The 23152-nt window shown below is 73.8% G+C and carries 22 protein-coding genes and 3 tRNA genes; 6 read left to right on the top strand and 19 right to left on the bottom strand.

The window, feature by feature from the left end; all coding sequences use genetic code 11:
- Positions 1-23 precede the first annotated feature (23 nt).
- Genes EDF38_RS03825 through EDF38_RS03815 form a run of 3 tightly spaced genes read right to left on the bottom strand, consistent with a single transcriptional unit; the run spans position 24 to position 1989 of the window.
- Positions 24-1115, bottom strand: coding sequence for a UDP-N-acetylmuramate dehydrogenase (locus tag EDF38_RS03825; RefSeq protein ID WP_255409839.1), 1092 nt, complete (start codon positions 1113-1115; stop codon positions 24-26).
- Positions 1112-1543 carry a MaoC/PaaZ C-terminal domain-containing protein gene (locus EDF38_RS03820; protein WP_123354056.1) on the bottom strand — a complete coding sequence of 144 codons (432 nt, stop codon included), beginning with the start codon at positions 1541-1543 and terminating at the stop codon, positions 1112-1114. Before EDF38_RS03820 ends, EDF38_RS03825 begins: the two co-directional genes overlap by 4 nt.
- Positions 1540-1989, bottom strand: a complete 450-nt coding sequence (locus EDF38_RS03815) for a MaoC family dehydratase N-terminal domain-containing protein (RefSeq protein ID WP_123354055.1) — start codon at positions 1987-1989, stop codon at positions 1540-1542. The genes EDF38_RS03820 and EDF38_RS03815 overlap by 4 nt, the downstream gene beginning before the upstream one ends.
- An 87-nt stretch (positions 1990-2076) precedes the next feature.
- Between EDF38_RS03815 and EDF38_RS03810 the strand changes: the two genes are divergently transcribed.
- Together EDF38_RS03810 and EDF38_RS03805 are read left to right on the top strand one after the other, a co-directional pair.
- A complete protein-coding gene (locus tag EDF38_RS03810) occupies positions 2077-2379 on the top strand; it encodes a DUF3072 domain-containing protein (protein ID WP_123355005.1) in 303 nt (100 codons plus the stop codon).
- Between the two features lie 260 nt (positions 2380-2639).
- On the top strand, positions 2640-3509 hold the full coding sequence (locus EDF38_RS03805; protein WP_123354054.1) for a UbiA family prenyltransferase: 870 nt from the start codon (positions 2640-2642) through the stop codon (positions 3507-3509).
- A gap of 58 nt (positions 3510-3567) precedes the next feature.
- On the opposite strand, the gene EDF38_RS03800 is transcribed toward EDF38_RS03805, so the two are convergent.
- The 5 genes from EDF38_RS03800 to EDF38_RS03780 all read right to left on the bottom strand — a co-directional run bounded on the left by EDF38_RS03800 (position 3568) and on the right by EDF38_RS03780 (position 6995).
- Positions 3568-4764 carry an NAD(P)/FAD-dependent oxidoreductase gene (locus EDF38_RS03800; RefSeq protein WP_123354053.1) on the bottom strand — a complete coding sequence of 399 codons (1197 nt, stop codon included), beginning with the start codon at positions 4762-4764 and terminating at the stop codon, positions 3568-3570.
- Positions 4761-5531 (bottom strand): methyltransferase domain-containing protein, encoded by a 771-nt coding sequence (locus EDF38_RS03795; RefSeq protein ID WP_233572192.1) that lies wholly within the window; start codon positions 5529-5531, stop codon positions 4761-4763. The genes EDF38_RS03800 and EDF38_RS03795 overlap by 4 nt, the downstream gene beginning before the upstream one ends.
- On the bottom strand, positions 5528-6703 hold the full coding sequence (locus tag EDF38_RS03790; RefSeq protein WP_123354052.1) for a type III polyketide synthase: 1176 nt from the start codon (positions 6701-6703) through the stop codon (positions 5528-5530). The genes EDF38_RS03795 and EDF38_RS03790 overlap by 4 nt, the downstream gene beginning before the upstream one ends.
- Positions 6704-6814: 111 nt before the next feature.
- Positions 6815-6888, bottom strand: a tRNA-Met gene (locus EDF38_RS03785).
- A 35-nt stretch (positions 6889-6923) separates the two neighbouring features.
- A tRNA-Thr gene (locus EDF38_RS03780) sits at positions 6924-6995 on the bottom strand.
- Between the two features lie 148 nt (positions 6996-7143).
- Between EDF38_RS03780 and EDF38_RS03775 the strand changes: the two genes are divergently transcribed.
- Entirely contained in the window at positions 7144-7722 is a 579-nt protein-coding gene (locus tag EDF38_RS03775; RefSeq protein ID WP_123354051.1) for a 2'-5' RNA ligase family protein, read from the top strand.
- A 21-nt stretch (positions 7723-7743) separates the two neighbouring features.
- On the top strand, positions 7744-9501 hold the full coding sequence (locus EDF38_RS03770; protein ID WP_123354050.1) for a glycoside hydrolase family 13 protein: 1758 nt from the start codon (positions 7744-7746) through the stop codon (positions 9499-9501).
- A gap of 100 nt (positions 9502-9601) precedes the next feature.
- Here EDF38_RS03770 and EDF38_RS03765 read toward each other — a convergent pair whose 3' ends face one another.
- The 8 genes from EDF38_RS03765 to ubiE form a co-directional block, all read right to left on the bottom strand.
- On the bottom strand, positions 9602-10654 hold the full coding sequence (locus EDF38_RS03765) for a M23 family metallopeptidase (protein WP_123354049.1): 1053 nt from the start codon (positions 10652-10654) through the stop codon (positions 9602-9604).
- Between the two features lie 249 nt (positions 10655-10903).
- The gene (locus EDF38_RS03760) at positions 10904-11728 is read right to left on the bottom strand and encodes an inositol monophosphatase family protein (RefSeq protein ID WP_123354048.1); all 825 of its coding nucleotides are present in this window, start codon (positions 11726-11728) and stop codon (positions 10904-10906) included.
- Between the two features lie 120 nt (positions 11729-11848).
- Positions 11849-11930: transfer RNA gene (locus EDF38_RS03755), tRNA-Tyr, on the bottom strand.
- A gap of 97 nt (positions 11931-12027) precedes the next feature.
- Positions 12028-13494, bottom strand: a complete 1467-nt coding sequence (cls, locus tag EDF38_RS03750; RefSeq protein ID WP_233572191.1) for a cardiolipin synthase — start codon at positions 13492-13494, stop codon at positions 12028-12030.
- Positions 13495-13501: 7 nt separating this feature from the next.
- On the bottom strand, positions 13502-13990 hold the full coding sequence (locus EDF38_RS03745) for a YajQ family cyclic di-GMP-binding protein (RefSeq protein WP_123354047.1): 489 nt from the start codon (positions 13988-13990) through the stop codon (positions 13502-13504).
- Positions 13991-14040: 50 nt separating this feature from the next.
- Positions 14041-15417, bottom strand: a complete 1377-nt coding sequence (locus EDF38_RS03740) for an FAD-dependent oxidoreductase (RefSeq protein ID WP_123354046.1) — start codon at positions 15415-15417, stop codon at positions 14041-14043.
- An 88-nt stretch (positions 15418-15505) separates the two neighbouring features.
- A complete protein-coding gene (locus EDF38_RS03735; RefSeq protein WP_199734576.1) occupies positions 15506-16612 on the bottom strand; it encodes a polyprenyl synthetase family protein in 1107 nt (368 codons plus the stop codon).
- Positions 16613-16646: 34 nt separating this feature from the next.
- Positions 16647-17360 carry a bifunctional demethylmenaquinone methyltransferase/2-methoxy-6-polyprenyl-1,4-benzoquinol methylase UbiE gene (gene ubiE, locus EDF38_RS03730; protein ID WP_199734574.1) on the bottom strand — a complete coding sequence of 238 codons (714 nt, stop codon included), beginning with the start codon at positions 17358-17360 and terminating at the stop codon, positions 16647-16649.
- A gap of 52 nt (positions 17361-17412) precedes the next feature.
- Between ubiE and EDF38_RS03725 the strand changes: the two genes are divergently transcribed.
- On the top strand, positions 17413-18645 hold the full coding sequence (locus EDF38_RS03725) for an isochorismate synthase MenF (RefSeq protein WP_123354045.1): 1233 nt from the start codon (positions 17413-17415) through the stop codon (positions 18643-18645).
- Positions 18642-20066, top strand: coding sequence for an MFS transporter (locus tag EDF38_RS03720; RefSeq protein WP_233572188.1), 1425 nt, complete (start codon positions 18642-18644; stop codon positions 20064-20066). The genes EDF38_RS03725 and EDF38_RS03720 overlap by 4 nt, the downstream gene beginning before the upstream one ends.
- A gap of 57 nt (positions 20067-20123) precedes the next feature.
- Here EDF38_RS03720 and EDF38_RS03715 read toward each other — a convergent pair whose 3' ends face one another.
- Genes EDF38_RS03715 through EDF38_RS03705 form a run of 3 tightly spaced genes read right to left on the bottom strand, consistent with a single transcriptional unit; the run spans position 20124 to position 23146 of the window.
- Positions 20124-20972, bottom strand: a complete 849-nt coding sequence (locus EDF38_RS03715; RefSeq protein ID WP_123354044.1) for a PPK2 family polyphosphate kinase — start codon at positions 20970-20972, stop codon at positions 20124-20126.
- A 58-nt stretch (positions 20973-21030) separates the two neighbouring features.
- On the bottom strand, positions 21031-22752 hold the full coding sequence (menD, locus tag EDF38_RS03710) for a 2-succinyl-5-enolpyruvyl-6-hydroxy-3-cyclohexene-1-carboxylic-acid synthase (RefSeq protein WP_233572187.1): 1722 nt from the start codon (positions 22750-22752) through the stop codon (positions 21031-21033).
- Between the two features lie 34 nt (positions 22753-22786).
- On the bottom strand, positions 22787-23146 hold the full coding sequence (locus EDF38_RS03705) for a PLDc N-terminal domain-containing protein (RefSeq protein WP_123354999.1): 360 nt from the start codon (positions 23144-23146) through the stop codon (positions 22787-22789).
- Between the last annotated feature and the right edge of the window lie 6 nt (positions 23147-23152).

Here is a 23152-nt window from a genome sequence, read left to right as displayed (position 1 = left end):
GGGCCCGGCGCCTCCCCGGCCGACTAGAGGGAGAGGCCGAGCAGCACGGGCTCGGGGTGCAGGACGACGCCGAACTCGGACGCGACGCGCTGCTGGACGAACCGGGCGAGCTCGACGACGTCCTCGGCCGTGGCCGAGCCGCGGTTCGTCAGCGCGAGCGTGTGCTTCGACGACACCGCCGCGCCCGAGCCGGGCAGCCGGAAGCCCCTGGCGACGCCGGCGTGCTCGATGAGCCAGGCCGCGCTCAGCTTGACGGTGCCGGCCGACGGGGGCGGCGGGGCGGCGGGCTCCTCGCCGAGCGGCACGACGCGGTCCTCCGCCTCGGGCTCGGTGGGCCAGCGCGGGGCGTCGGTCGGCAGCTCGCTCGCGACCCTCCGCGGCACGACGGGGTTCGTGAAGAACGAGCCGCACGAGGTCGTGTCGGCGTCGCCGTCGTCGAGCACCATCCCCTTGGAGGCGCGGAGCTCGAGCACGCGCTCGCGCACGTCGGCCACCGGGACGCGCGCGCCCACCATGACCCCGAGCGCCGAGGCGAGCTGCGGGTAGGAGACCTGCTCGCTGACGCCGCCGTCGTCGCGGAGCGAGAACTCGACGGCGGTCACGACGCCTCGACGCCCCTGCTTGAAGACGCTCGTGCGGTAGCCGAGACCGAGCGAGGAGGCGGGGAGGCGGACGAACTCGCCGCTCTCGTCGTCGAGGAAGTCGACGGAGGCGAGGGTCGAGGCGACCTCCTGCCCGTAGGCACCGATGTTCTGGACGGGCGAGGCGCCCGTCGAGCCGGGGATGCCGCTCAGGGCCTCGAGGCCCGACCAGCCCTCGGCCACCGTCAGCGCGACGAGGTCCTCCCACGGCTCGCCCGCGGCCACGCGGAGGCGCACGCGCCCGTCGACGTCGTCGAGCCGCTCGACCCCACGGGTCGCGACGCGCACCACGGTCCCGTCGTACGGCTCGTCCGAGGCCAGCGTGTTCGACCCGCCGCCCAGGACGAACCACTCGTCGCCGTCGGCCCATGCGGCGCGGACGGCCTCGAGCAGCTCGTCGGTCGTCTCGGGCTCGACGAGGCGGGCCGGCTCTCCGCCGACGCGCATCGTGGTGAGGTCGGCGAACGAGGTCACGCCAGCGTCACCACGACCTGGGCCTTGCCGAGCACGGTCTGGCCGCCCGACGCGACCGTGAGGTCGACCCGCACGGTGCCGGTCTCGGGGTCGACCTTCGCGACCGTCGCGGTGACGACGATCTCGGCGCCCGCCTCGGGGTCGACGACGACCGGCCGCGTGAAGCGAACCTGGTAGTCGGACACCCAGCCGATCACGCCGCCGTCGTCGCCGGCGCCGTCGAGCCACTCGACGACGGGCTGCACGGCCGTGCCCATCGTCAGCATGCCGTGGGCGAGGACGCCGGGCAGGCCCACCGACGCGGCGACGTCGTCGCGGTAGTGGATGGGGTTGAAGTCGCCCGAGGCGCCGGCGTAGCGCACCAGGGAGTCGCGGGTGACCGCGTACGTCTTCTCGGCCACGACCGTGCCGACCTCGAGGGCGCTCACGCGTCGTCCCCCCGCACCACGAGGGTCGAGACCGCGGTCACGACGTGCTCGCCGGAGGCGTCGACCATCTCGGAGGACGCGGTCACCATGGCGTTGCCGCCGAGGGCCTTGACGGCCGTCACGGTCAGCGTCGCCGTGAGCTCGTCGCCGGCCACGACGGGGCGGCTGTAGGAGAAGCGCTGCTCGCCGTGGACGACCCGCGCGAAGTCGATGCCGGCGTCGGGCTCGGCCAGCAGCTGCGCGAGCGTGGCCTCCTGCACGACGACCGGGAAGGTCGGCGGCGCGACGAGGTCGGCGTGGCCGGCGGCGCGGGCCGCGTCGACGTCGACGGAGAGGGGGCTGGTCGAGGCGGTGGCACGCGCGAACTCGCGCACCTTCTCACGTCCGACGAGGTAGGGAGGGGCCGGCGGGAAGACCCGCCCTCGGAGCTCGGGGTTCACTGGCACGGCGTCGAGTCTAGACGGGGGACGTCGGACGCAGGCCGGGCCCGCACCCTGGGGCCGATGTCGGTGGTCGGGCGTACGGTCACGGGCATGAGCGACTCCAACATCGATCCCGACATCACGCCCGTCGACCCCGCCGCCCCCGAGGGCGGCGACGCCCCGGCCCCCACGGCCGGCGAGACGCTCGGCGGCGAGCGCCCCGACGCCTCCAACACCGCCTCGAAAGACCCGGAGCAGTGGGTGACCGGCGACGAGCCGATCACCGGCCCCCAGGCCAGCTACCTCGACACCCTCGCCCGCGAGGCGGGCGAGGAGCTCCCCGCCGACATGACCAAGGCGGAGGCGAGCGAGAACATCGACCGCCTGCAGCAGAAGACCGGCCGCGGGGCCTGATCGTCGCTCAGCGCCCGGTGTGCTGACGACCCTTCCCGCGCGGGAGGGTCGGACGTACACTCGTCGCACGTCTGGGATGGTGCCTCGACGCGTGCCCCTGTTGACCAGGTCACGGGACCGGCTCTGATCCGCCGGCCCCCTGGCCACGGTCCCCGGGCCCGGGACGTGGCCGGATCGTCATCGATCCGGCCACGTCCTTCGTCGTCCGTGGCCGACGCCTCCTCGACCGGGCGGCCCGGCGCCTGCCGTATGTTCGTCTGATGGCCACGATCGCGACCCCGAAGACCTCCCCCGTCGTGGCGCTGCTGCGATCGTGCCACCCGGGCCCGACGGCGACCGTCACCTTCCTCTCGCTGGTGCTGGGCCTCGCGGCCGGCCTCGAGCCGCTCACGCTCGCCCTCGTCGTGGTCGGCGTGCTGGCGGGCCAGCTCTCCATCGGGTTCTCGAACGACCTGCTCGACGTCGACCGCGACCGCCGGGTCGGGCGTACCGACAAGCCGCTGGCCCAGGGCCTCGTCTCGGGCCAGGCGGTCGCCGTGGCGGCCGTCGCCTCGTTCGTCGTGGGAGTGGCCCTCCCGTTCTCCCTCTCGCTGACCGCAGGCCTGGCGCACGTCGTGCTCGTCGTGTCGGGATGGGCCTACAACGTCGGCCTCAAGCGCACCCGCTGGTCGGTCGTCCCGTTCGTCGTCAGCTTCGGCCTGCTGCCGGTCGTCGTGATCACGTCGTCCGACCCACCGGCGACGCCGGCCGCCTGGGTCGTCGCCGTCGGCGCGGTCTTCGGCGTGGCGATCCACTTCACGAACGTGCTGCCCGACCTCGGGGACGACGCGGCGACGGGCGTGTCCGGCCTGCCGCACCGCCTCGGTCGTCGCCGGGCCGGTCTCGTCGCGTTCGCGGCCCTCGCCGTCTCGGCCGGCCTGACGGCAGCGGGGCAGCTCGTCACCGGGTCCGGGGTCGCCGCCGTGGTGGTCGCCGTGGCCGGTCTCGTCGTCGTGCTCGGTCTCGCCGGCACCGGAGCGGTGATCGTCGCGCGGGGCGGGGCGACCCGGACGCTGTTCCGCCTCGTGCTCGCCTCGGCACTGGTGCTCGTCGTGCAGCTGGCGCTGAGCGGCACCGCGCTCGTCGCCTGAACACGTCTCGTCGGCATGACCCCCTCGGCCCGTCCCGGCCTGCTCGGTCCGGCCGTCGTCAGGCGAAGCGCATGGCGTAGGTGGCGGCGAGCAGCCGCGACGCAGGCGACCGCAGCGCCGTCGCGAGCGCGGCCTGACGCGCCAGGTGGCCCCCGAGGCCGGTCGGTCGTCCCAGGGCCATGTTGATCTCGGCCTGACGGCCGGCCCGGCCTGCGGCGCGTCGCCGCGCCGACTCAGTGGCCGTGAAGGCCGCCGCGTCGTGACGACGACCGCCCGCCGAGCGGAGGGCGCGGGTCAGCACGGGCTCCCACGCCACCGCGTCGAGCCAGCCGAGGTTCATGCCCTGGCCGCCGATCGGGCTGATCTCGTGGGCGGCGTCGCCGATGAGCAGCGCGCGCCCGACCACGGTCCGCTCGGCCGTCCGGCGCCGCGGCGCGAACTCGCTCAGCATGGTGGAGGTCGACGGGTCGACGTCCGCGCCCGTGCGCCGGTGCACGAGGGCGGCCAGGTCGTCGGCGGTGAGGGGCGTCGTCGACCCGCCCCGCGCCTCCCCGGGGCCCTCCCGGCCGGGACGCGCGTCGCCGACCGAGACGACGAAGCGGCGCACTCCCCCGGGCAGCGGGAACGACTCGACGACGCCGTCGCGTCCGACGTCGACGACGGCGTCGTCGCCGTGGCCCGTGCCGTCGGCGAAGTCGCCCATGACGAAGCGGTCGCGGTAGAGGCGCTCGGGGGCCGCGACGCCGAGCAGGTCGCGGACCGTGCTGCGCGCGCCGTCGGCGGCGACGACGTAGCGGGCGGCGACCTCGTGCGGGCCGTCGGGGCCCTCGCCCCGGAGGACCACGCGCTCGTCGTCGGCGTCGAGCCCGCTGAGGGTCGTGCCCGTGCGGAGGGAACCGGGCGCGAGCTCGTCGAGGCGGCCCCTCAGCACGGCCTCGGTCGCGTCCTGCGGCACCGCGGCGACGAACGGCCAGGGGCCGGGCAGCCGGCCGAAGTCGACGACGCCGAGGGCACGGTCTCCGCTCCGCGCCAGGCCGCGGCGGATGCGGACGGCGCGGGCGAGGAGGGGGTCGGCGGCCTCGACGAGCTGGAGGGCGTCGAGCGAGGGCGGGTGGACCCCGATCGCGCGGGAGAGCACGGGGGTGCCGGTCCGCGCCTCCCAGACGACGACGTCGTGGCCGCGCCGCGCGAGCAGGGCGGCGGCGTAGACCCCCACCGGGCCGCCGCCGACGACGACCACGTCGTGGGTGATCACGGTCGGCCGTCCCCGTCGAGCGGCTCGAGCACCAGCCAGAGCCGGAAGGGGGGCCGCCGGAGGACGCGCCACCGCGGCGGCACCGCCGACCGCAGCTCGTCGGCGTTCCAGCTGCGGCGGATCGAGCGGAGCCCGTCGGTGCGGACGAACGAGGTGCCGGCGAGCGGCAGCGTGCCGACCGCGTAGGCGACGTACGCGACGGTGCTGCGCCGGATGTCGCTGTGCAGCACGAGGCGCCGGGCGAGCCGCTCGCTGTCGGCGAGCACCGCCCGGCGCGCCTCGTCGTCGAGGTGGTGGAGGACGTGGTTCGAGACGACGACGTCGAAGGACTCCCCCGCGGCCACGAGGTCGCCGCTCGACGCGCACCGGTAGGCGACGCCCGATCGCGGTCGTCGGGACGCGAAGTCGTGCGCCCGCGCGTCGGGGTCGACCGCCGTGACCTCGAGCCGCAGCCCGTCGCGGGCGGCCCAGCCGGCGAGGCGCCGGGCGAGGTCGCCGCCCCCGGACCCGAGGTCGAGCAGGGTCGTCGGACGGTCGCGGTCGAGCAGCGGCCTCAGGCGCTCGACGTAGGCCCGCCGCCACCCCGCCACGAGGGCGTTGACCAGCGGGAAGACGGCGTAGGTGCGTCGCAGGCCCGCGAGGTCGGCGGCCTCGTCGTCCATCAGCTCGACGAGGTCGACGTCGCGGCGGCGGAGGTCGAGGCGTCGGGCGCCCGCGGGGCGGGCGGTCGGCGACTCCCTCGTGGTGGCCGGCGCGCCGGGCGTCACGACGTCGTCCGTCGGGTGAGCAGGGCCGTCTCGACGGTCAGCCCGGGCCCGAAGGCCATGGCGCACACCCTCGACGTGGTGGGCGGGAGGGCGACCGGCGCCGCGCCTCCGGCGGCCTCGAGGTGCTGCTGCAGGATGAAGAGGACCGTCGCGCTCGACATGTTGCCGTGGCGGCGGAGGACGTCGCGGGACGGGGCGAGCTGCTCGGCGCTGAGGCCGAGGCGCTTCTCGACCCGGTCGAGGATGCTGCGGCCGCCCGGGTGCACGGCCCATCGCTCGACGTCGGCGATCGAGCAGCCCGCCGCGGCGAGGAGCGGCACGAGGGCGTCGTCGATGTTCTCCTCGACGATGTGCGGCACGTAGCTGCTCAGCACCATGTCGAAGCCCTGGTCGCCGATGCTCCAGGCCATGTCGTCCTCGCCGACCGGCGTGAGCACCGACTCGAGCACGTCGAGGTCGAGCACGGTCGATCCGGCGGGCGCCGGGCGCGCCGACACGACCGCCGCCGCGGCGCCGTCGGCGAAGACGGAGGAGGCGACGATCGCGTCGGGGTCGTCGGACGACCGCAGGTGCAGGGTGCAGAGCTCGGCGCAGACGACGAGCACGACCGCGTCGGGCTCGGCGAGGCAGGTGTCGCGCGCCGCGCGGAGGGCGGGGAACGCGCCGTAGCAGCCCATGAAGCCGATGTGCAGCCGCCGCGTCGACGGGGCGAGCCCGAGCCGGCGGACGAGCAGGTAGTCGGGCCCGGGCGCGAAGAAGCCCGTGCACGAGACGGTCACGACGTGGGTGACGTCGGAGGCCTCGACGCCGGCGGCCCCGGCCAGGGCCGCCTCGGCGGCGCGGCCGAAGAGGTCGGGGCTGCGCGCGACGTACTCGGCGTTGCGGACGCCGGTGGTCGGGGCGAGCACGCGGCCGTCCTGGTCGACGAAGACCGGGCCGTCGGGCACGCCGTCCTCGGGGCCTCGGGGCACGGGGACGTCGCCGCCGGCCACCCCGAGCTCGTCGACGACGGTGTGCCTCGTCTCGATGCCGGACGCGTCGAAGACCGCGCCGATGAGGCGCGGGGCGAGTCGTCCGAGCCCCGGCTGGCTGCGGAAGAGGTCGCGGACGTCGGGCTGGCGGATGGCCGTCGGGGGCACGGCCGTCCCGATGCTTCGGATGCTGACGGGCATGCGTCATGGTATTCCGACCGGGGCATGTTCGCCTGGGAGGCGGGGGCCGGGTGACCGCCTGCGCCGGCAACGACAGAGGCCCGAATCCCAGGGAGTGATTCGGGCCTGCGGTAGCGAGGGCGGGACTCGAACCCGCGACACCACGATTATGAGCCGTGTGCTCTAACCAACTGAGCTACCCCGCCGCAGGCTGTCAGGGCGTCGCGCCGTGACCAGCCGGAGCCCCGAGTCAGGATTGAACTGACGACCCCTTCCTTACCATGGAAGTGCTCTACCACTGAGCTATCGGGGCGTGACCAGAAGGCCGCGGACGAGCCGCTGCCGATCGGCACCAGACAAGGGTAGCAGAGCGCGGACGGCTCGGTGAACACCGGCGCCCTCCCCCGACCACCGCCCGCGAGACCCGCCCCGACCGCCCCCGCCGGGTCCAGGATGGCGTCGTGCACAGCATCGAACTGCTGCTCGACGAGGCAGCCGACCAGCGCGTCCGCGACGAGTGGGCGGCGCTCGCAGCCGCCGACCTGCCCTCGCTCGCCGACCACGCCGGCGCGAGCAATGCGCCGCACGTGACGCTCCTCGCCCGGCCCGTCGTCGACCCGCGGCACGACGAGGCCCTGGCGGCGCTCCTCGGCGAGCTGCTCCCCCTGCCCTTGGCAACGGGCGCGCCGCTGGTCTTCGGGCGCCCCGGCAGGGGAGGGCGCGGCGGCTGGGTGCTCGCGCGGTCCGTCGTGCCGACGGCGGCGCTCCTCGACCTCCACCGGCGGGTCCACGAGCTCGCCTCGGGCGAGGGCGACGTGCCCCACACGGCCCCGGGCGCCTGGTCCCCGCACGTGACGCTGGCGCACCGCCTGACGGCGACGACGCTCGCCAGGGCCCTCGAGGTGCTGGCCGACGAGGAGGCGCGCGTCGCCTCCCCGCCGACCCGCGCCTCCTCGTCGTCCGACGTCGCCGCGGCGGCCCGGCGGTGGGACTCCGACGCCCGCGAGGTGGTCGCCCTGGGCCCCGCCCGGGAGGCCTGAGCGCTGCCGTAGGGTTGCCGCATGTCCTCACACGAGACCTCGAGCGACACGCTCGACTCCCCCGCCGAGAACGACACCCGGACCCCGGCCGAGCCGACCTCCGAGGCGGCCGCCGTGCGCAGCGACGGCCTGGAGTGGTGGCGCTCGGCCGTCATCTACCAGGTGTACCCGCGGTCGTTCGCCGACTCCGACGGCGACGGCGTCGGCGACCTGCCCGGCGTCACGGCCCGGCTCGACGCGCTCGCCGACCTCGGCGTCGACGCCGTCTGGCTGTCGCCCTTCTACACCTCGCCCCAGCGCGACGCGGGCTACGACGTCGCCGACTACGTCGACGTCGACCCGCTCTTCGGCACCCTCGCCGACTTCGACTCCCTGCGCGCCCGGGCGACCGAGCTCGGCCTCCGCGTGATCGTCGACCTCGTGCCGAACCACTCGTCGTCCGACCACCCCTGGTTCCGCGAGGCGCTCGCGTCGGCGCCCGGGTCGACCGCGCGGGCCCGGTACATGTTCCGCGAGGGCGAGGGCGCCGACGGCGAGCTGCCCCCGAACAACTGGCAGTCGATCTTCGGCGGACCCGCCTGGACCCGCGTCACCGAGGCCGACGGCACCCCGGGCCAGTGGTACCTGCACCTCTTCGACACCACGCAGCCCGACCTCGACTGGACGAACCCGTGGGTGCGCGACGCCTTCGTCGACGTGCTGCGGTTCTGGCTCGACCGCGGCGTCGACGGCTTCCGCGTCGACGTCGCCCACGGCATGATCAAGGCCGAGGGCCTGCCCGACTTCACCCCGCCCGCCGACGCGGGCAGCATGGGCGGCGGCCAGGGCGAGGCCGTCACCCCGCCGTACTGGGGCCAGGACGGCGTGCACGAGATCTACCGGTCGTGGCGGACGGTGCTCGACGAGTACCCCGGCGACCGCGTCATGGTGGCGGAGGCGTGGGTCGAGCCGCTCGCGAAGCTCGCGAACTGGGTGCGCCCCGACGAGATGCACCAGGCCTTCAACTTCTCGTACCTCGAGACCGGCTGGTCGGCCGCCGAGATCCGCCGCGTCGTCGACTCGTCGATCGAGGTGTTCGCGAGCGTGGGCGCCCCGAGCACCTGGGTGCTGAGCAACCACGACGTCGTCCGGCACGCCAGCCGCCTCGCCCTGACCGCCGAGAACCCCCAGGGCTACGGCATCGGGCCGAGGAGCCCCGGCCTGCCGATCCCCGAGCTGGGCCTCGCGCGGGCGCGGGCGGCCTCGGCCGTGATGCTCGCCCTGCCGGGCAGCGCCTACCTCTACCAGGGCGAGGAGCTCGGCCTGCCCGAGGCCGTCGACCTGCCCGACGAGGCCCGACAGGACCCGACCTGGTTCCGTACGCACGGTGAGCGGTACGGCCGCGACGGATGCCGCGTGCCCCTGCCCTGGGAGTCGGGCTCGCCCGCCTTCGGCTTCTCGACGACCGGTGCGTCGTGGCTGCCCCAGCCCGACGACTGGTCGACGTACGCCCGCGACGAGCAGCAGGGCGTCGCCAGCTCGACCCTCGAGCTGTACAAGACGGCCCTCGCTCTGCGCTCGGAGCACGAGCTCGGCGTCGGGTCGGTGGAGTGGCTCGACGGCTGGGGCACGGAGGTCGTCGCCTTCCGCAACGGCGGCGTGACGGTGGTCGCGAACACGGGCGACGTCGCGGTCGAGCTGCCCGTCGGCGACGTGCTGCTGTCGACGATGGCGCTCGACGCGCCGGCGCTGCCGGCGAACGCCGCCGTCTGGCTGCGATCGGAGCCGGCCGTCGGCTGAGCACCCGGTCCGACGACGAAGCCCCCGACCGATGCGGTCGGGGGCTTCGTCGTGCTGACGGGGCACGGGGACGACTCGAGGCCGTCGCGCGCCCGCCCTGCTAGTTGGTGTTGGCCTGCAGCCAGGGGTACGGGTCGACGGGCACGCCGCTGAGGTGGATCTCGAAGTGGAGGTGCGCACCGGTGCTGTTGCCGGTCGAGCCGACCTTGCCGATGACGGTGCCGACGGTGACGGGGTCGCCCACCGAGACCGTGACCGAGCCGGTCTGCATGTGCGAGTAGGTCGACGTGACCTTCTGGCCGTTGATGACGTGCTCGATCTCGACGTGGTTGCCGAAGGCGCCGCCGGGGCCGCTGACGACGCTGACGGTGCCGTCGGCGATCGCCTGGATCGGCGAGCCCGCGCCGGGCACGAAGTCGAGGCCCTCGTGGAAGGTCGAGCAGAAGCTGCAGTTGCTGACCTGGCGCGCGCCGAAGCCGCTGCTGATCGGCACGCCGGTCTGGAAGGGCCACTGGACCGTGCCCTCGAGGTCGTTGCTGAAGGTGCTCGTGCTGGTCGACGAGTACTGCGTGGCGACCTTCATCTCGGTGACCGAGTAGCCGTCGCGGTCGGCGACGTCGTCCGTGGCCTCGCCCGCGACGAAGGTCTGCGTCGACATCGGCGAGCCCTGAGCGGTGCCCGGGGACGCGGTGTCGACGAGGAACGCGTTGGCCGGCACGCTCGTCGCGACGAGCATCGCCCCGGCGAAGAGCATCGCGCCGACGACCGTCACGCGCTTGCTCGTGCGGCGGAAGGCCGACGGGACGGAGGCGCTGGTCGCGGCGGGCGCAGCGGCACCGGAGGCGCGGCGTGCGGAGCCGACGGAGGCGACGCGCCCGGCGGGTGCGCTCGGACGCGTCGTGGAGGCGGTGCGCGGAGCGGCCGAGCTGGTGCGGCGAGGGGCCGCGGCGGCAGGCCTCGCCGAGGCGGGCGCTCCGGCGGCAGTGCGACGCGGGCGTGCGGAGGCGGCGGCCTCGGCGGCACGCTCGGCCTCGCGGGCTTCGCGGCGGGTCAGGTAGACGGGAGCCTCGGGGCGTTCCGTCAGGACCTCGGCGTCACGACTCGACGGGTTTCCGTCGCCGTCGGGCTCGGCGAAGTGCTGGGGGTTCGACACGTGTGATGGATCCTCGGGGTTGTCGGGAACGGAGAGGCGGAGTGCACCCTCTTCTTCTCGGCCGCTACCTCGTGACCTTGGTCACGGAAAAGTAACGAACCTGTCCAGGGTAGCGGCTCGTTCACCAGATGGCTACCCGCGTTCGGGTGCCAGCCGGGCTGAGACATGAGACATCCGTGTACCAGAGGTCGCGGCGATGACCCGCCAGGGCGCTCCCCGTGCGAGGAAGTCGGCCGTCAGCAGCCCTTCTCACACCCGGCCCAGGGTCGTCCACAGATCCTCGGCGATGCTCGGCGAGGCCGCGAGCACGAACGCCGCGCTCGGGGCGGCGTCCGGTCGGTCGCCGTGGACGACCGCTCCCGCCTCGCGGGCGACGAGCGCACCGGCGGCGTGGTCCCACGGCTTGAGCCCCTCCTCGACGTACGCGTCGAGCCGACCGGCGGCGACGGCGCAGAGGTCCAGGGAGGCGGCGCCCATCCGACGGACGTCGCGCACCTCCCCGATGAGGCGGCCGAGATCGGCGGCCTGCTCCACCCGGCGTCCGGAGTCGTACGAGAAGCCCGTGCCGACGAGCGACTCGGCCAGCGACCGGGGGGCGGAGGGCGACAGGCGGCGCTCTCCCAGCCACGCTCCTCCCCCTCGGGAGGCGGTCCAGACCTCGCCGGACACCGGGTTGACGACGCAGCCCGCGAGGGCCGTCCACCGCTCGGGATCGCGGCCGCCGGAGACGACGGCGACGCTGACCGCCCACTGCGGGATGTCGTAGAGGAAGTTGACCGTGCCGTCGATCGGGTCGACGACCCAGGTGAGGCCCGTCTCCGAGTCGTCGGCCCCGCCCTCCTCCCCGAGGAAGCCGTCGCCCGGCCGGAGCTCGGAGAGGCGACGACGCAGCAGCGCCTCGACCTCGAGGTCGGTGTGCGTCACGACGTCGACGAGGCTGCTCTTCGTGTCGGCGACCTCGACCCCGGCCGCTCGGCGACGGACGGCGAGGGCACCGGCCTCGACGGCCACGGTGCGGGCGACCTCGAGCAGCTCGGCCGGTGGCGGGGACGCGGCGGTCGGTGTCTCGGTCACGGGGCCTCCCGGCGGCACGGGGCGCAGGCCGGATCGACGTCGTCGCCCGGACGACGAACGGACCCGAGTGATCGGGTCCGTTCGGCGTGACGGGCGCTGCTCTGCACGTCGTCACGAGGGTGGCAAGTGAGGGATTCGAACCCCCGGAGGCTACGCCGGCTGATTTACAGTCAGATCCCTTTGGCCGCTTGGGTAACTTGCCATGCACGCCCGGCCCAGATGTTCATCGACCGGAGGCGCCAGACAAATATACATCCTCCCGGCCCTCCCTACGACCACCGGCCCCGCGCCTCCCCCGGCTACTGCACCGCGGCGGCGAGCCGCGCGACGTTGTCGAGCACCTTCGACCGGAACGGACGGTGCAGCCACTCGTCGAGAGTGAGCTCGGTGCTGGCCTCGCGGTACGACTGCTCGACCTCGCGCAGCTGCGACACGAAGTGCCGGCCGCGGATCATGACCGAGATCTCGAGGTTGAGGCTGAACGAGCGCATGTCCATGTTGCTCGAGCCGATGACGGCGACCTCGTCGTCGATCGTGAAGTGCTTCGCGTGCAGCACGGTGGGGCTGCGGTAGAGGAAGATGCGGACCCCCGCCCGCAGCAGGGCCTCGTAGTACGACCGCTGCGCGTGGTAGACGACCGCCTGGTCGCCGATCTCGCTCACGAAGAGCTGCACGTCGACGCCGCGCTGCGCCGCGGTCGTCACCGCGTAGAGCATCGAGTCGTCGGGCACGAAGTACGGGCTGGTGAGGATGATGCGCTCCTGCGCGTTGTAGAGGAGCGTGTTGAACAGGCGCAGGTTGTTCTCGCCGTCGAAGCCCGGTCCGCTCGGCACGACCTGGCAGTCGATCGTCTCGTCGTCGTCGCTCGTGTGCACCGGGTCGCTCTCGCGGATCAGCAGTTCGTCGGTCTCGGAGTACCAGTCGGTGACGAAGAGGGCGTTGACGCCGGCGACGACCGGGCCCTCGAACCTCACCATGAAGTCCTTCCAGGCGAGGCCGCGGCGGCGGTTCGACCGTCGCTGGTAGCCGCGGTCGATCATGTTCTGCGAGCCGGTGAAGGCCACGAGCCCGTCGACGACGAGCAGCTTGCGGTGGTTGCGGAGGTCGGGCCGCTGGTACTTGCCGCGGAGGGGCAGCACCGGCAGCATGAGCTGCCACTCGACGCCGATGCGGGTCAGTCGACGCCGGGTGCGCCGATAGCCCGGGTAGCCACGGCTGGCGATGTGGTCCATCAGCAGCCGGACCGTCACGCCGCGCCGGCGCGCGTTCTCGAGGGCGATGAAGAACGGCTCGGTCGTCGCGTCGAGGCTCGTGATGTAGAACTCGACGTGCACCCACTTGCGGGCCTGGTCGACGGCCTCGGCCATCGCCGCGATCGAGCGGTCGTAGTCGGGGTGCAGCTCGGCCGTGTTGCCGCCGACGAGCGGCATCGCCCCGAGCGTACGGTTGAGCTCGATGACGCTGTCGAGCCAGAGGGGCCACGGGTGGTCGCGGCGCACCCGCTCCATGCCCTCGGTCGTCTCGACGATGTAGGTGTTGATCTCGGTCTGCTTGGCCCGCCGCGACGCCGGCAGCTTCGAGCTGCCGAGCAGGAGGAAGAGGACGAACCCGACGTACGGGATGAGGAAGATCGCCAGCAGCCACGCCGCCGCCGTCTGAGGGCGCCGGTTGATCGGCACGTAGACGATCGCGAAGACGCGGATCGCGATGTCGACGACGAGGCCGAGCACCCCGAGGGCGGCGGGCACCCAGGAGGGCTCGGTCACATCGGTGCTAGCGGAAGTTGACGAACTGGAGGTCGACGTCGAGGTCGGCCTTCTTCAGCAGCGCCATGGTGGCCTGCAGGTCGTCACGGCTCTTCGACTGGACGCGGAGCTCGTCGCCCTGGATCTGGCTCTTGACGCTCTTCGGGCCCTCGTCGCGGATGATCTTGCCGATCTTCTTCGCGGCGTCCTGCTCGATGCCCTCCTTGAGGGCGGCCTCGATGCGGTACTCCTTGCCGCTGGCGAAGGGCTCGCCGACGTCGAGGTGCTTCAGGCTGATGCTGCGCTTGATGAACTTCGACTCGAGGACGTCGAGGACGGCCTTCACACGCTCCTCCGTCGACGCCTTGAGGAGGAGCTTCTCGCCGCTCCAGTCGACCGAGGCACCGACGTTCTTGAAGTCGTAGCGCTGCTCGATCTCCTTCTGCGCCTGGTGGAGGGCGTTGTCCGCCTCCATCTTGTCGACCTTGCTGACCACGTCGAATGAGCTGTCTGCCATGCCCTCCAGCTTACCGACGCGGGCCGCGCACGGTACGCACCGGCCGAGGGTCAGGCCCCCGCGGGCTCGCTCTCGCGCGAGACGCGCACCATCTCGTCGCGCGGGACGACCTTCACGCGCGCCCGCTCGTGCTCGTGACGGGCGCCGAGCGACTGCTCGTGCTCGTCGAGCCGGTGCCAGCCCTCGAGGTCGGTGTACTCGACGCCGCGCTGCGCGAGCAGGGCCGGCATCGCCTCGGGCGACGGGTCGACGGGCTGCCACCAGCTGCCCTGGTCGGTGATGACGTGCTTGACGGTCTCCATGGCGTCGGACTTCGTGTGGCCGATGAGGCCGACGGGGCCACGCTTGATCCAGCCGGTGGCGTAGACGCCGGGCACGATCTGGTTGTCGTCGTCCATCACCTGGCCCTCGTGGTTCGGGATGACGCCTCGGCGCTCGTCGAACGGGATGCCGTCGAGCGGCGAGCCGAAGTAGCCGACGGCGCGGTAGATCGCCTGGATCGGCACGTCGCGCATCTCGCCGGTGCCCTCGACGCCGCCCTGGCCGTCGGGCCGGGTCCGCTCGTACCGGAACGCGGCGACGCGGCCCTGCTCGTCGCCGACGACCTCGACGGGCTTGGCGTAGAAGTGCAGGTGGAGGCGGCGGGACGCGGTGCCGACCTCGCGCTGGCGCCACTGGTTCAGCACCTTGTCGATGACGAAGACCTGCTTGTTCGTCGCGATCGCGGTCTTCGAGGCCTCGTCGTGGTCGAAGTCCTCGTCGTAGACGATCATGTCGACGTCGCGCACCTCGCCGAGCTCGCGCAGCTCGAGCGGCGTGAACTTGACCTGGGCCGGGCCGCGTCGGCCGAACACGTGCACGTCGGTGATCGACGACTGCTTCAGGCCCTCGTAGACGTTGTCGGGGATCTCGGTGGGCAGCAGGTCGTCCGCGTGCTTCGCGAGGATGCGCGACACGTCGAGCGCGACGTTCCCGACGCCCACCACGGCGACCGACTGTGCGTCGAGCGGCCAGGTGCGCGGGAAGTCGGGGTGCCCGTCGAACCAGCTCACGAAGTCGGCGGCGCCGTAGCTGCCCTCGAGCTCGATGCCGGGGATGTCGAGGTCGGCGTCGCGGATCGCGCCGGTCGAGAAGATGACGGCGTTGTAGTGCGCCTTCAGGTCGTCGAGCGTGATGTCGACGCCGTAGCGGACGTTGCCGAAGACCCGGATGTCGCCGCTGTCGAGCACGTCGCGCAGCGCGTTGACGATGCCCTTGATGCGGGGGTGGTCGGGCGCGACGCCGTAGCGGACGAGGCCGTAGGGGGCGGGCAGCTGCTCGAAGAGGTCGATCGAGACGTCGAAGGCCTTCTCGGCCTTGGCGAGGATGTCGGCGGCGTAGATGCCGGCGGGGCCGGCGCCGACGATGGCCAGTCGCAAGGTGGTCACGGGTTCTCCTGGTGCTGTGGGCGTCGGGTGCTGCCCGACGGAGGGTCTGGTCTGGTTCGGAACGGGGGCCGCGGAGGCTCGGTGCCGGTCAGGCGGAGCGCTCGACCACCTGGTCGGCGAAGCGCGTCAGCGCCTTCTTGACGGGCCCCGACGGCAGCGCGTCGAGCGCGGCGAGCGCCTCGCTGGCCCAGCGGTGAGCCTCCGCCCGGGTGCGGCGGGTGACGTCGTGCTCGCGCAGCTGACGGACGATGTCGGCGAACTCCGCCTCGTCGACCGCGGGGTGGTCGTCGTCGTCGGCCTGCGTGACCTCGACGACGCGGTCGATGAGGCCGAGCAGCGCGGCGGCCTCCATGTCGGTCTGCGCCTCCTTGCGGAGGTACAACAGGGGCAGCGTGACGACGCCGGCCCGCAGGTCGGTGCCGGCGGCCTTGCCGGTCTGCTCGGCGCGGTCGGAGAGGTCGATGACGTCGTCGATCAGCTGGAAGGCGATGCCGATCTTCTCGCCGAACGTCGCGACGGGCTCGAGGTACTCGCGGGGCGCGCCCGAGAACATGACGCCCGCGCGGGCGGCCGTCGAGATGAGCGAGCCGGTCTTGTCGGCGAGCACGTCGAGGTAGTGCGCGATGGGGTCGTCGTCGGCCTTGGGGCCGATGGTCTCGTGGAGCTGCCCGAGGCAGAGCCGCTCGAACGTCTCGGCCTGCAGCAGGATCGCCTCCTGGCCGAGGCCCGAGACGATGGTGCTGGCGCGGGCGAAGAGCAGGTCGCCGCTGAGGATGGCGACGTTGTTGCCCCACACGGTCTGGGCGCTGGGCACCCCGCGACGCATCTGCGCCTCGTCCATGACGTCGTCGTGGTAGAGCGACGCCAGGTGGGTGATCTCGGTGGCCTGGGCCGACGCCACGATGCCGGGCGTCGCGCCCTCGCCGAGCTGGGCGATGAGCAGGGTCAGGGTCGGGCGGACCCGCTTGCCGCCGGCGGCGAGAAGGTAGCGGGTGGTCGCGTCGGCGATCTCGTCGGCGAAGGCGATCTCGCGCAGGAGCCCCTCCTCGACGAGGGCGAGGCCCTCGTCGACCGCGGCCACGAAGCGGCGCTCGGCGGGCGAGGCGAACAGCTTCTCGCCGAGGCCGAGCGACGAGCTCAGGGAGTTGCTGCGGCGCGTGAGCGGCACACTCGGGTTCACGGGGGGCACCTTCATGGTCGGAGGGGTCGGCCTGGCGAGCCTGGCTCGGTCAGTTCTTCGTCGTCTTGGCGGAGGGCTTGCGACCGCGGTGCAGGGCGACGATGCCCATGGTCAGGTTGCGGTACGCCACCCGGGTGAACCCGGCGCCGCGCAGCCACTGGCTGAGCACCTGCTGCTCGGGCCACGCGGCGATCGAGTCGGCGAGGTACGAGTAGGCGGGGCTGTTGCTGCTGGTGAGGCGCGCGACGATCGGCATGCCGAAGCGCAGGTACGCCCGGTAGGAGGCGCGGAGCAGCCCGAAGGGAGGGGTCGAGAACTCGCAGACCACGAGGCGCCCGCCGGGCTTCAGCACGCGGTTCATCTCGGCCAGCGCGACCTTCGGCCGGTTGACGTTGCGGAGCCCGAACGAGATGGTGACGGCGTCGAAGGTCTCGTCGTCGAAGGGCAGGGCCTCGGCGTCGCCCTCGACGAACTCGATCTCGGGGTGACGCTGACGGCCGACCTCGACCATGCCGTGCGAGAAGTCGAGCGCGACCACCTCGGCGCCGCGCTTGGCGATCGCCACGGAGCTCGTGCCGGTGCCCGCGGCGATGTCCAGGACCTTGTCGGCAGGGCCGGCCCCGATCGCCTTCACGGTGGCGATGCGCCACAGGACGGCGTTGCCCGCGGAGAGCACGTCGTTCGTGCGGTCGTAGTGCTGAGCGACGCCGTCGAACATCGACGCGACCTCGTCAGGTTGCTTGTTCATGTCGGCCTTGGTCACGATGGTCGATCCTACCGGCATGCCCTGCGTGGCGTCCGAGTAGGGTCGAACGGTGGTCCTCCCGTCGTCGCCCGTCCCGTCCTTCTCCGTCACCACGACCGCGATCGACCACATCAGCCCGCTGCTCGACGTCGTCGACCGGCGGAACCCGCTCGTCTTCGTGCGCGGGGGCGCGGGCATGGCCGGCATCGGGGAGGCCCTCCGCCTCGAGTTCACCGGCCCCCGCCGCATGCACGACGCCGCCGACGCGTGGCGCGAGGTCGCGGCCCGCGCGACGGTCGACGACGGGGTCGGCGTGCCGGGCACCGGCCTCGTGGCCTTCGGCTCGTTCGCCTTCGACGACGCGTCCGCCGACGTGAGCGTGCTCGTCGTGCCGCGCATCGTCATCGGGCGCCGCGACGGCGTCGCGTGGATCACCCGCGTGGACGGGGCGGAGCTGCCGGCGCCCACGCCCGTGGGAGCCGCCGCGCGCCTCCGGATGTCCGAGGGGTCGCAGACCCGGGCCGGCTACGCGGCGGCCGTGGCCGAGGCCGTCACCGCGATCCGGTCGGGCGAGGTGAGCAAGGTCGTGCTGGCCCGCGACCTCGTCGGCCGGCTCCCCGCGGAGGCCGACCTGCGGATCGTCGCGGCGACGCTGCTCACCGCCTACCCCGATTGCTACGCGTTCGCCGTCGAGGGCCTCGTCGGGGCGAGCCCCGAGACCCTCGTCCGCACCGAGCGCGGCGAGGTCTCGGCGCGGGTGCTCGCGGGCAGCGCGGCCCGCGGCGTCGACGCCTCCTCCGACGAGGCCGCCGCGCACGCCCTGGCCACGAGCACGAAGGACCTCGACGAGCACGCCTTCGCCCTCCGCAGCCTGCTGCTCTCGCTGGCGCCGCACGCCGCGGACGTCGTCTCGGGCGAGCAGCCGTTCACGCTCAAGCTGCCGAACCTCTGGCACCTGGCGAGCGACGTGAGCGGCCGCCTGACCGACGGGTCGAGCTCCCTCGACCTCATCGCCTCGCTGCACCCCACGGCCGCCGTCGCGGGGACGCCGACGCGGGCCGCCCTCGACCTGATCCGCCGCCTCGAGCCCTTCGACCGCGGGCGCTACGCCGGGCCGGTCGGCTGGGTGGGGGCCGACGGCGACGGCGAGTGGGCGATCGCGCTCCGCTGCGCTCAGGTGCACCCCGACGGGACGGTGCGGGCCTTCGCCGGCGCCGGGATCGTCGCCGAGTCGGTCCCCGAGCGCGAGGCGGCCGAGACGAGCATGAAGTTCCAGCCCGTCGTGCAGGCGTTCGCGCAGTGACCCGGACCGGATCGGCCGACGCCGTCGCCCCGGGCTGGTCGCGGCCGGTCGCCCTCGTCGTGGCCGCGGCGTTCTTCATGGAGAACATGGACGCGACGATCCTGTCGACGGCCACCGCCGCCATCTCGGGCGACTTCGGCGTCCAGCCCGCCGAGATGGGCATCGCGGTGACGAGCTACCTCGTCGCCGTCGCGGCGTTCATCCCGCTGGGCGCCTGGCTCGCCGAGCGGTGGGGGGCCCGCCGCGTGTTCCTCCTCGCCGTGGTCGTCTTCACGCTCGCCTCGCTGGCCTGCGCCCTCAGCACCGGCATCGCGTCGCTGACGGCGGCCCGGGTCGTGCAGGGCCTCGCGGGCAGCATGATGGTGCCGATCGGGCGCCTCATCGTCCTGCGCAGCACCGACAAGTCGGAGCTGATCCGCGCGATCGCCTACCTGACCTGGCCCGCCCTGGTCGCCCCCGTCATCGCCCCCCTCGCCGGGGGCCTCCTGACGCAGTACCTGGGCTGGCAGTGGGTCTTCCTGGTCAACGTGCCGATCGGCGTCGCCCTCGTGCTCGTCGCCTGGCGGGTCGTCCCGGCGGGCCTCACGGCCGAGCGCACGCGCCTCGACGTGGTCGGCCTGGCCCTCGTCGTCGTCGCCATCGTGTCGTTCGTGCTGGCCTTCGAGCTGCTGGGCGACCCCGCGACGGCCCTCGGCGGCGGCGGCCTCGTGCTGCTGGCCGCGGCCGCCGGACTCGCGGCGGTGCGCTGGTTCCGCCGCGCGCGGCAGCCGCTGCTCGACCTCTCGACCTTCCGCATCCCGACCTTCCGCGTGACGAACCTCAGCGGCTCGGTCTACCGCGCGGTCGTCAACGGGGTGCCGTTCGTCGTGCCCCTGCTGCTGCAGGACGGCTTCGGCTGGACCCCGACCGAGGCCGGCGTCATGCTGCTCTGGGTCTTCGTGGGCAACCTCGGCATCAAGCCCGCCACCACTCCCCTGCTGCGCCGGTTCGCGCTGGTGCCCGTCATCGTCGTGGCGACGATCGGCGTCGCGGCCACGTTCGTCGCGGCGGCCCTCGTGCAGCCGACGACGTCGCCGGTGCTGATCGCCGCCCTGCTCCTGCTCTCGGGCGTCTTCCGCTCGGTGGGCTTCACCGCCTACAACACGCTGCAGTTCGCCGACGTCCCGGCCGCGCAGCTCGGCGGGGCGAACGCCCTGTCGTCGATCACGAGCCAGCTGGCCGTGGGCCTCGGCGTCGCCGTCACGGCCCTCGCCGTGCGCCTCGCCGACACGATCGCCGCCCCGACGGGCCCCGGCGCCGACGCGTTCGGCTACCGGGTCGCCCTGGTCGTGCTCGCCGTGCTCGCCCTGCTCAGCCTCCTCGAGGGGCTGCGCCTGCCGAAGGGCGCCGGCGACGTGGTCCGGGCGAAGGCCGCCGCCTAGGAGGCGCGGGCCCCGCCGCAGGGGAGGCGCGGGCCGGCCCCGACCGGCCAGCCCCGCTCAGCTGACGGCGAGCCGCGCCTTCTCCACCTCGACGTCGAAGGCGGCCGCTGGCCACCCGCGAGGCCGGGACGCGAGCGCGTCGGTGAGCAGCTTCTGCACGGCGACGCGGGCGTACCACTTGCGGTCGGCCGGCACGACGAACCAGGGCGCGGCCTCGGTGGAGGTGCGGCGGATCGCCGTCTCGTAGGCGGCCTGGTAGTCGTCCCAGACGAGCCGCTCCTCGAGGTCGCCGGGGTTGTACTTCCAGTGCTTCTCGGGCCGGTCGAGCCGGTCGGCCAGACGCTGCTTCTGCTCGTCGGAGGAGATGTGCAGCATGACCTTGACGATCGTCGTGCCCTGGGCGACGAGCTCCTGCTCGAACTCGACGATCGCACCGTAGCGACGCTCGATCTCCTCCGGCGGCGCGAGGCGACGCACCGAGCCGATGAGCACGTCCTCGTAGTGCGAGCGGTCGAAGACGCCGATCATGCCCGGCCCGGGCAGCCCCTTCCTCACCCGCCACAGGAAGTCGTGCGCGAGCTCCTCCTCGGTCGGCGCCTTGAACGCGTGGTGGGCGACGCCCTGGGGGTCGACCGCGCCGACGACGTGGCGCACGACGCCTCCCTTGCCGGCGGTGTCCATCGCCTGGAGCACGAGCAGCACCGAGTCGCCCCCGCCGTTCCGGCTCGCCGCGAAGAGCTTCTCCTGCTCCTCGCCGAGCGCCTCGCGCCCCGACTCGAGCACCTGGGCCCCGTAGCGCTTGTCGCCCTCGAAGCCCGGCGTCGAGCGGGGGTCGACCCCCGCCAGCGAGAAGTCGGTGCCCGCACGCAGCGCGTCGGCGGGATCGGTCGTCCAGGTCTTGGCCATGCGGCCGAGCCTACGACCGGGCCCGCCCGCGACGCCCAGCCGACCCGGCCACCGGGGCTCAGCGGGCGAGCGGCACCTCGACGAGCACGGGTCCGTCGGCCGGCCGGGCGAGCGCCTGGTCGAGCTCGGCACGGGTGGCCGCCCGGACGTACGTCCAGCCGTAGGCGCGCGCGAGGTGCTCGAGGAGCACGCCCTGCGGCGTGAACTGCACCCGGCGCAAGGCGTCGGCGGGCGCCGTCGCCGACACCTCGAGGCCGTCGAAGATCGTGCCGCCGCCGTCGTTGCCGACGACGACCTGCAGCCGAGGGCGCACCTCGCCCTCGCCGAAGAGCAGCGACCCGACGTCGTGCAGCAGGGTGAGGTCGCCGAGCAGCACCCTGGTGACGCCGGGCCGCGACGCGTCGAGCTGGCTCGCGAGGGCGATGCCGGTGGCCGTCGCGACCGTGCCATCGATGCCCGCGAGGCCCCGGTTGGCGTGCACGGGCACGCGCTTGCCCGGGACGACCTCGTCGACCTCGCGGATGAGGCGCGAGGCCCCGAGCACGAGGCGGTCATGCGGCCAGGTCACGCGCCAGAGCGCCTCGGCGAGGGATCGCCGGGTGACCGGCCGACGCAGCAGGTCGACCTCCCCGCGGAGGAACTCGCGGCGCTGGGCGGCCTCCTCGCTCGTGGCGGCGACGAGGTCGGGAGCCGCGTCGCCGTCGCCGACCACGGCCCGGCCGGCGTGGACCCAGCGCCCGACCCAGGCGCGGTGCGCGCGGTCGCCGGCGTCGCCGCCCGCCGCGACCTCGACCGCGTCGACGACCGTGGCCGTGCGGCTCGGGTCGTACGGCTCGACGGCGTCGCCGTGCACGACGACGACCTCGAGCCCGGAGCCCCGGAGGAGGGCCGGCACCTGCCTGCTGAGCGTCGGGTGGCCGAGCACGACGACGCGCCGCACGGCTCCCCCGAGCTCGGGCTCGCCGAGCAGGGTGCGCCAGCCGAGGGCGAGGTTCGGGCCGAAATGGGCCCCGCTCGACACCTCGGCGACGAGCGGGGCGCCGAGCTGCCGGGCGAGCTCCTCGGCGCGGTCCCCGGCCGCGTGGCCCGCGACGACGACCGTGCCGGGCACCTCGTCGACCGCGAGACGGAGGACGGACGACGGGGAGGCGCGGTGCTGGGGCTCGGGACGCGCCTCCGGCAGCTGCCCCACCGCCGCCGAGAGCGGCTCTCGCAGGGCGAGGTTGAGCTGGACCGGTCCGGGCGACCGCCGCTCGCCGTCGTCGCCGGGGCGACCGAGGGCCGCGGCGACGGCGTCGAGGGCGAGCCGTCGCACGCCCACGACGTCGACGACCCCCGTGAGCGGCGCCTCGAGGTCGTGGACGACGGGCACCGCGGGACCGAAGAGGCCCGGCTGCACCGTGGTCTGGTTGCTGCCGATGCCGCGCAGCTCGACGGGCCGGTCGGCGGTGACGAGCACCATGGGCACGCCCGAGTGGTGCGCCTCGAGCACGGCGGGGTGCAGGTTCGCGACGGCGGTGCCGGAGGTGGTGACGACGACGGCGGGGACGCCGGTCTCGACCGCGAGCCCGAGCGCGAGGAACCCGGCGCTGCGCTCGTCGATCCGCACGCGCAGCCGGACGCGGCCGGCCCGCTCGAACTCGGCGGCCGCGAGGGCGACGGCCTGGGACCGCGAACCCGGGCTGACCACCACCTCGCGAACGCCGGCGTCGACGAGGGACGCCAGGAGCGCGACGGCGTAGTCGGTCGCCGGGCTGCCCGACGAGTCGCCGGTCGGCACGACCGCCGGGGTCAGGCCAGAGTCGCCCTCGGGGTCAGGCGGTGCCGGTCTTGTCGTCGTTGTCGAGGTCGGCGAGCTCTTGCTCGAGCCGTCGGATGCGTTCGTCGGTCGTCTCCCGGTCGAGGTCGGTGATGGTGCTGCTCGACCGGCCGGAGAACTCGGGGTCGTCGTCGGGGGCGACGAAGCGACGCGGAGCCTGGCGGCCGCCGGAGCGGTTCTTGCCGAGCAGCAGCCAGAGGACGGCGCCGATCACGGGCAGGACCACGATGATCACGGCCCAGAGCGGCTTGTTCAGGGCTCGGAACCGCGACGACTCGGCGAAGAGGCAGTCGATGAGGGCGTAGATGACGAAGGCCGACGCCGCCACGATCGCGACCACCAGGAACTTCACCATGTCCCC

This window comes from Frigoribacterium sp. PhB160 (assembly GCF_003751785.1).
GTDB lineage: Bacteria > Actinomycetota > Actinomycetes > Actinomycetales > Microbacteriaceae > Frigoribacterium.
This window is presented reverse-complemented; position numbering and strand designations above follow the sequence as displayed.

Excerpts from the sequence above, each read along its gene's own strand:
- EDF38_RS03810 (WP_123355005.1), top strand. The coding sequence starts at position 2,077 with ATGAGCGACTCCAACATCGATCCCGACATCACGCCCGTCGACCCCGCC.
- EDF38_RS03805 (WP_123354054.1), top strand. The coding sequence starts at position 2,640 with ATGGCCACGATCGCGACCCCGAAGACCTCCCCCGTCGTGGCGCTGCTG.
- EDF38_RS03790 (WP_123354052.1), bottom strand. The coding sequence starts at position 6,703 with ATGCCCGTCAGCATCCGAAGCATCGGGACGGCCGTGCCCCCGACGGCC.
- EDF38_RS03770 (WP_123354050.1), top strand. The coding sequence starts at position 7,744 with ATGTCCTCACACGAGACCTCGAGCGACACGCTCGACTCCCCCGCCGAG.
- EDF38_RS03745 (WP_123354047.1), bottom strand. The coding sequence starts at position 13,990 with ATGGCAGACAGCTCATTCGACGTGGTCAGCAAGGTCGACAAGATGGAG.
- EDF38_RS03735 (WP_199734576.1), bottom strand. The coding sequence starts at position 16,612 with ATGAAGGTGCCCCCCGTGAACCCGAGTGTGCCGCTCACGCGCCGCAGC.
- EDF38_RS03715 (WP_123354044.1), bottom strand. The coding sequence starts at position 20,972 with ATGGCCAAGACCTGGACGACCGATCCCGCCGACGCGCTGCGTGCGGGC.
- EDF38_RS03705 (WP_123354999.1), bottom strand. The coding sequence starts at position 23,146 with ATGGTGAAGTTCCTGGTGGTCGCGATCGTGGCGGCGTCGGCCTTCGTC.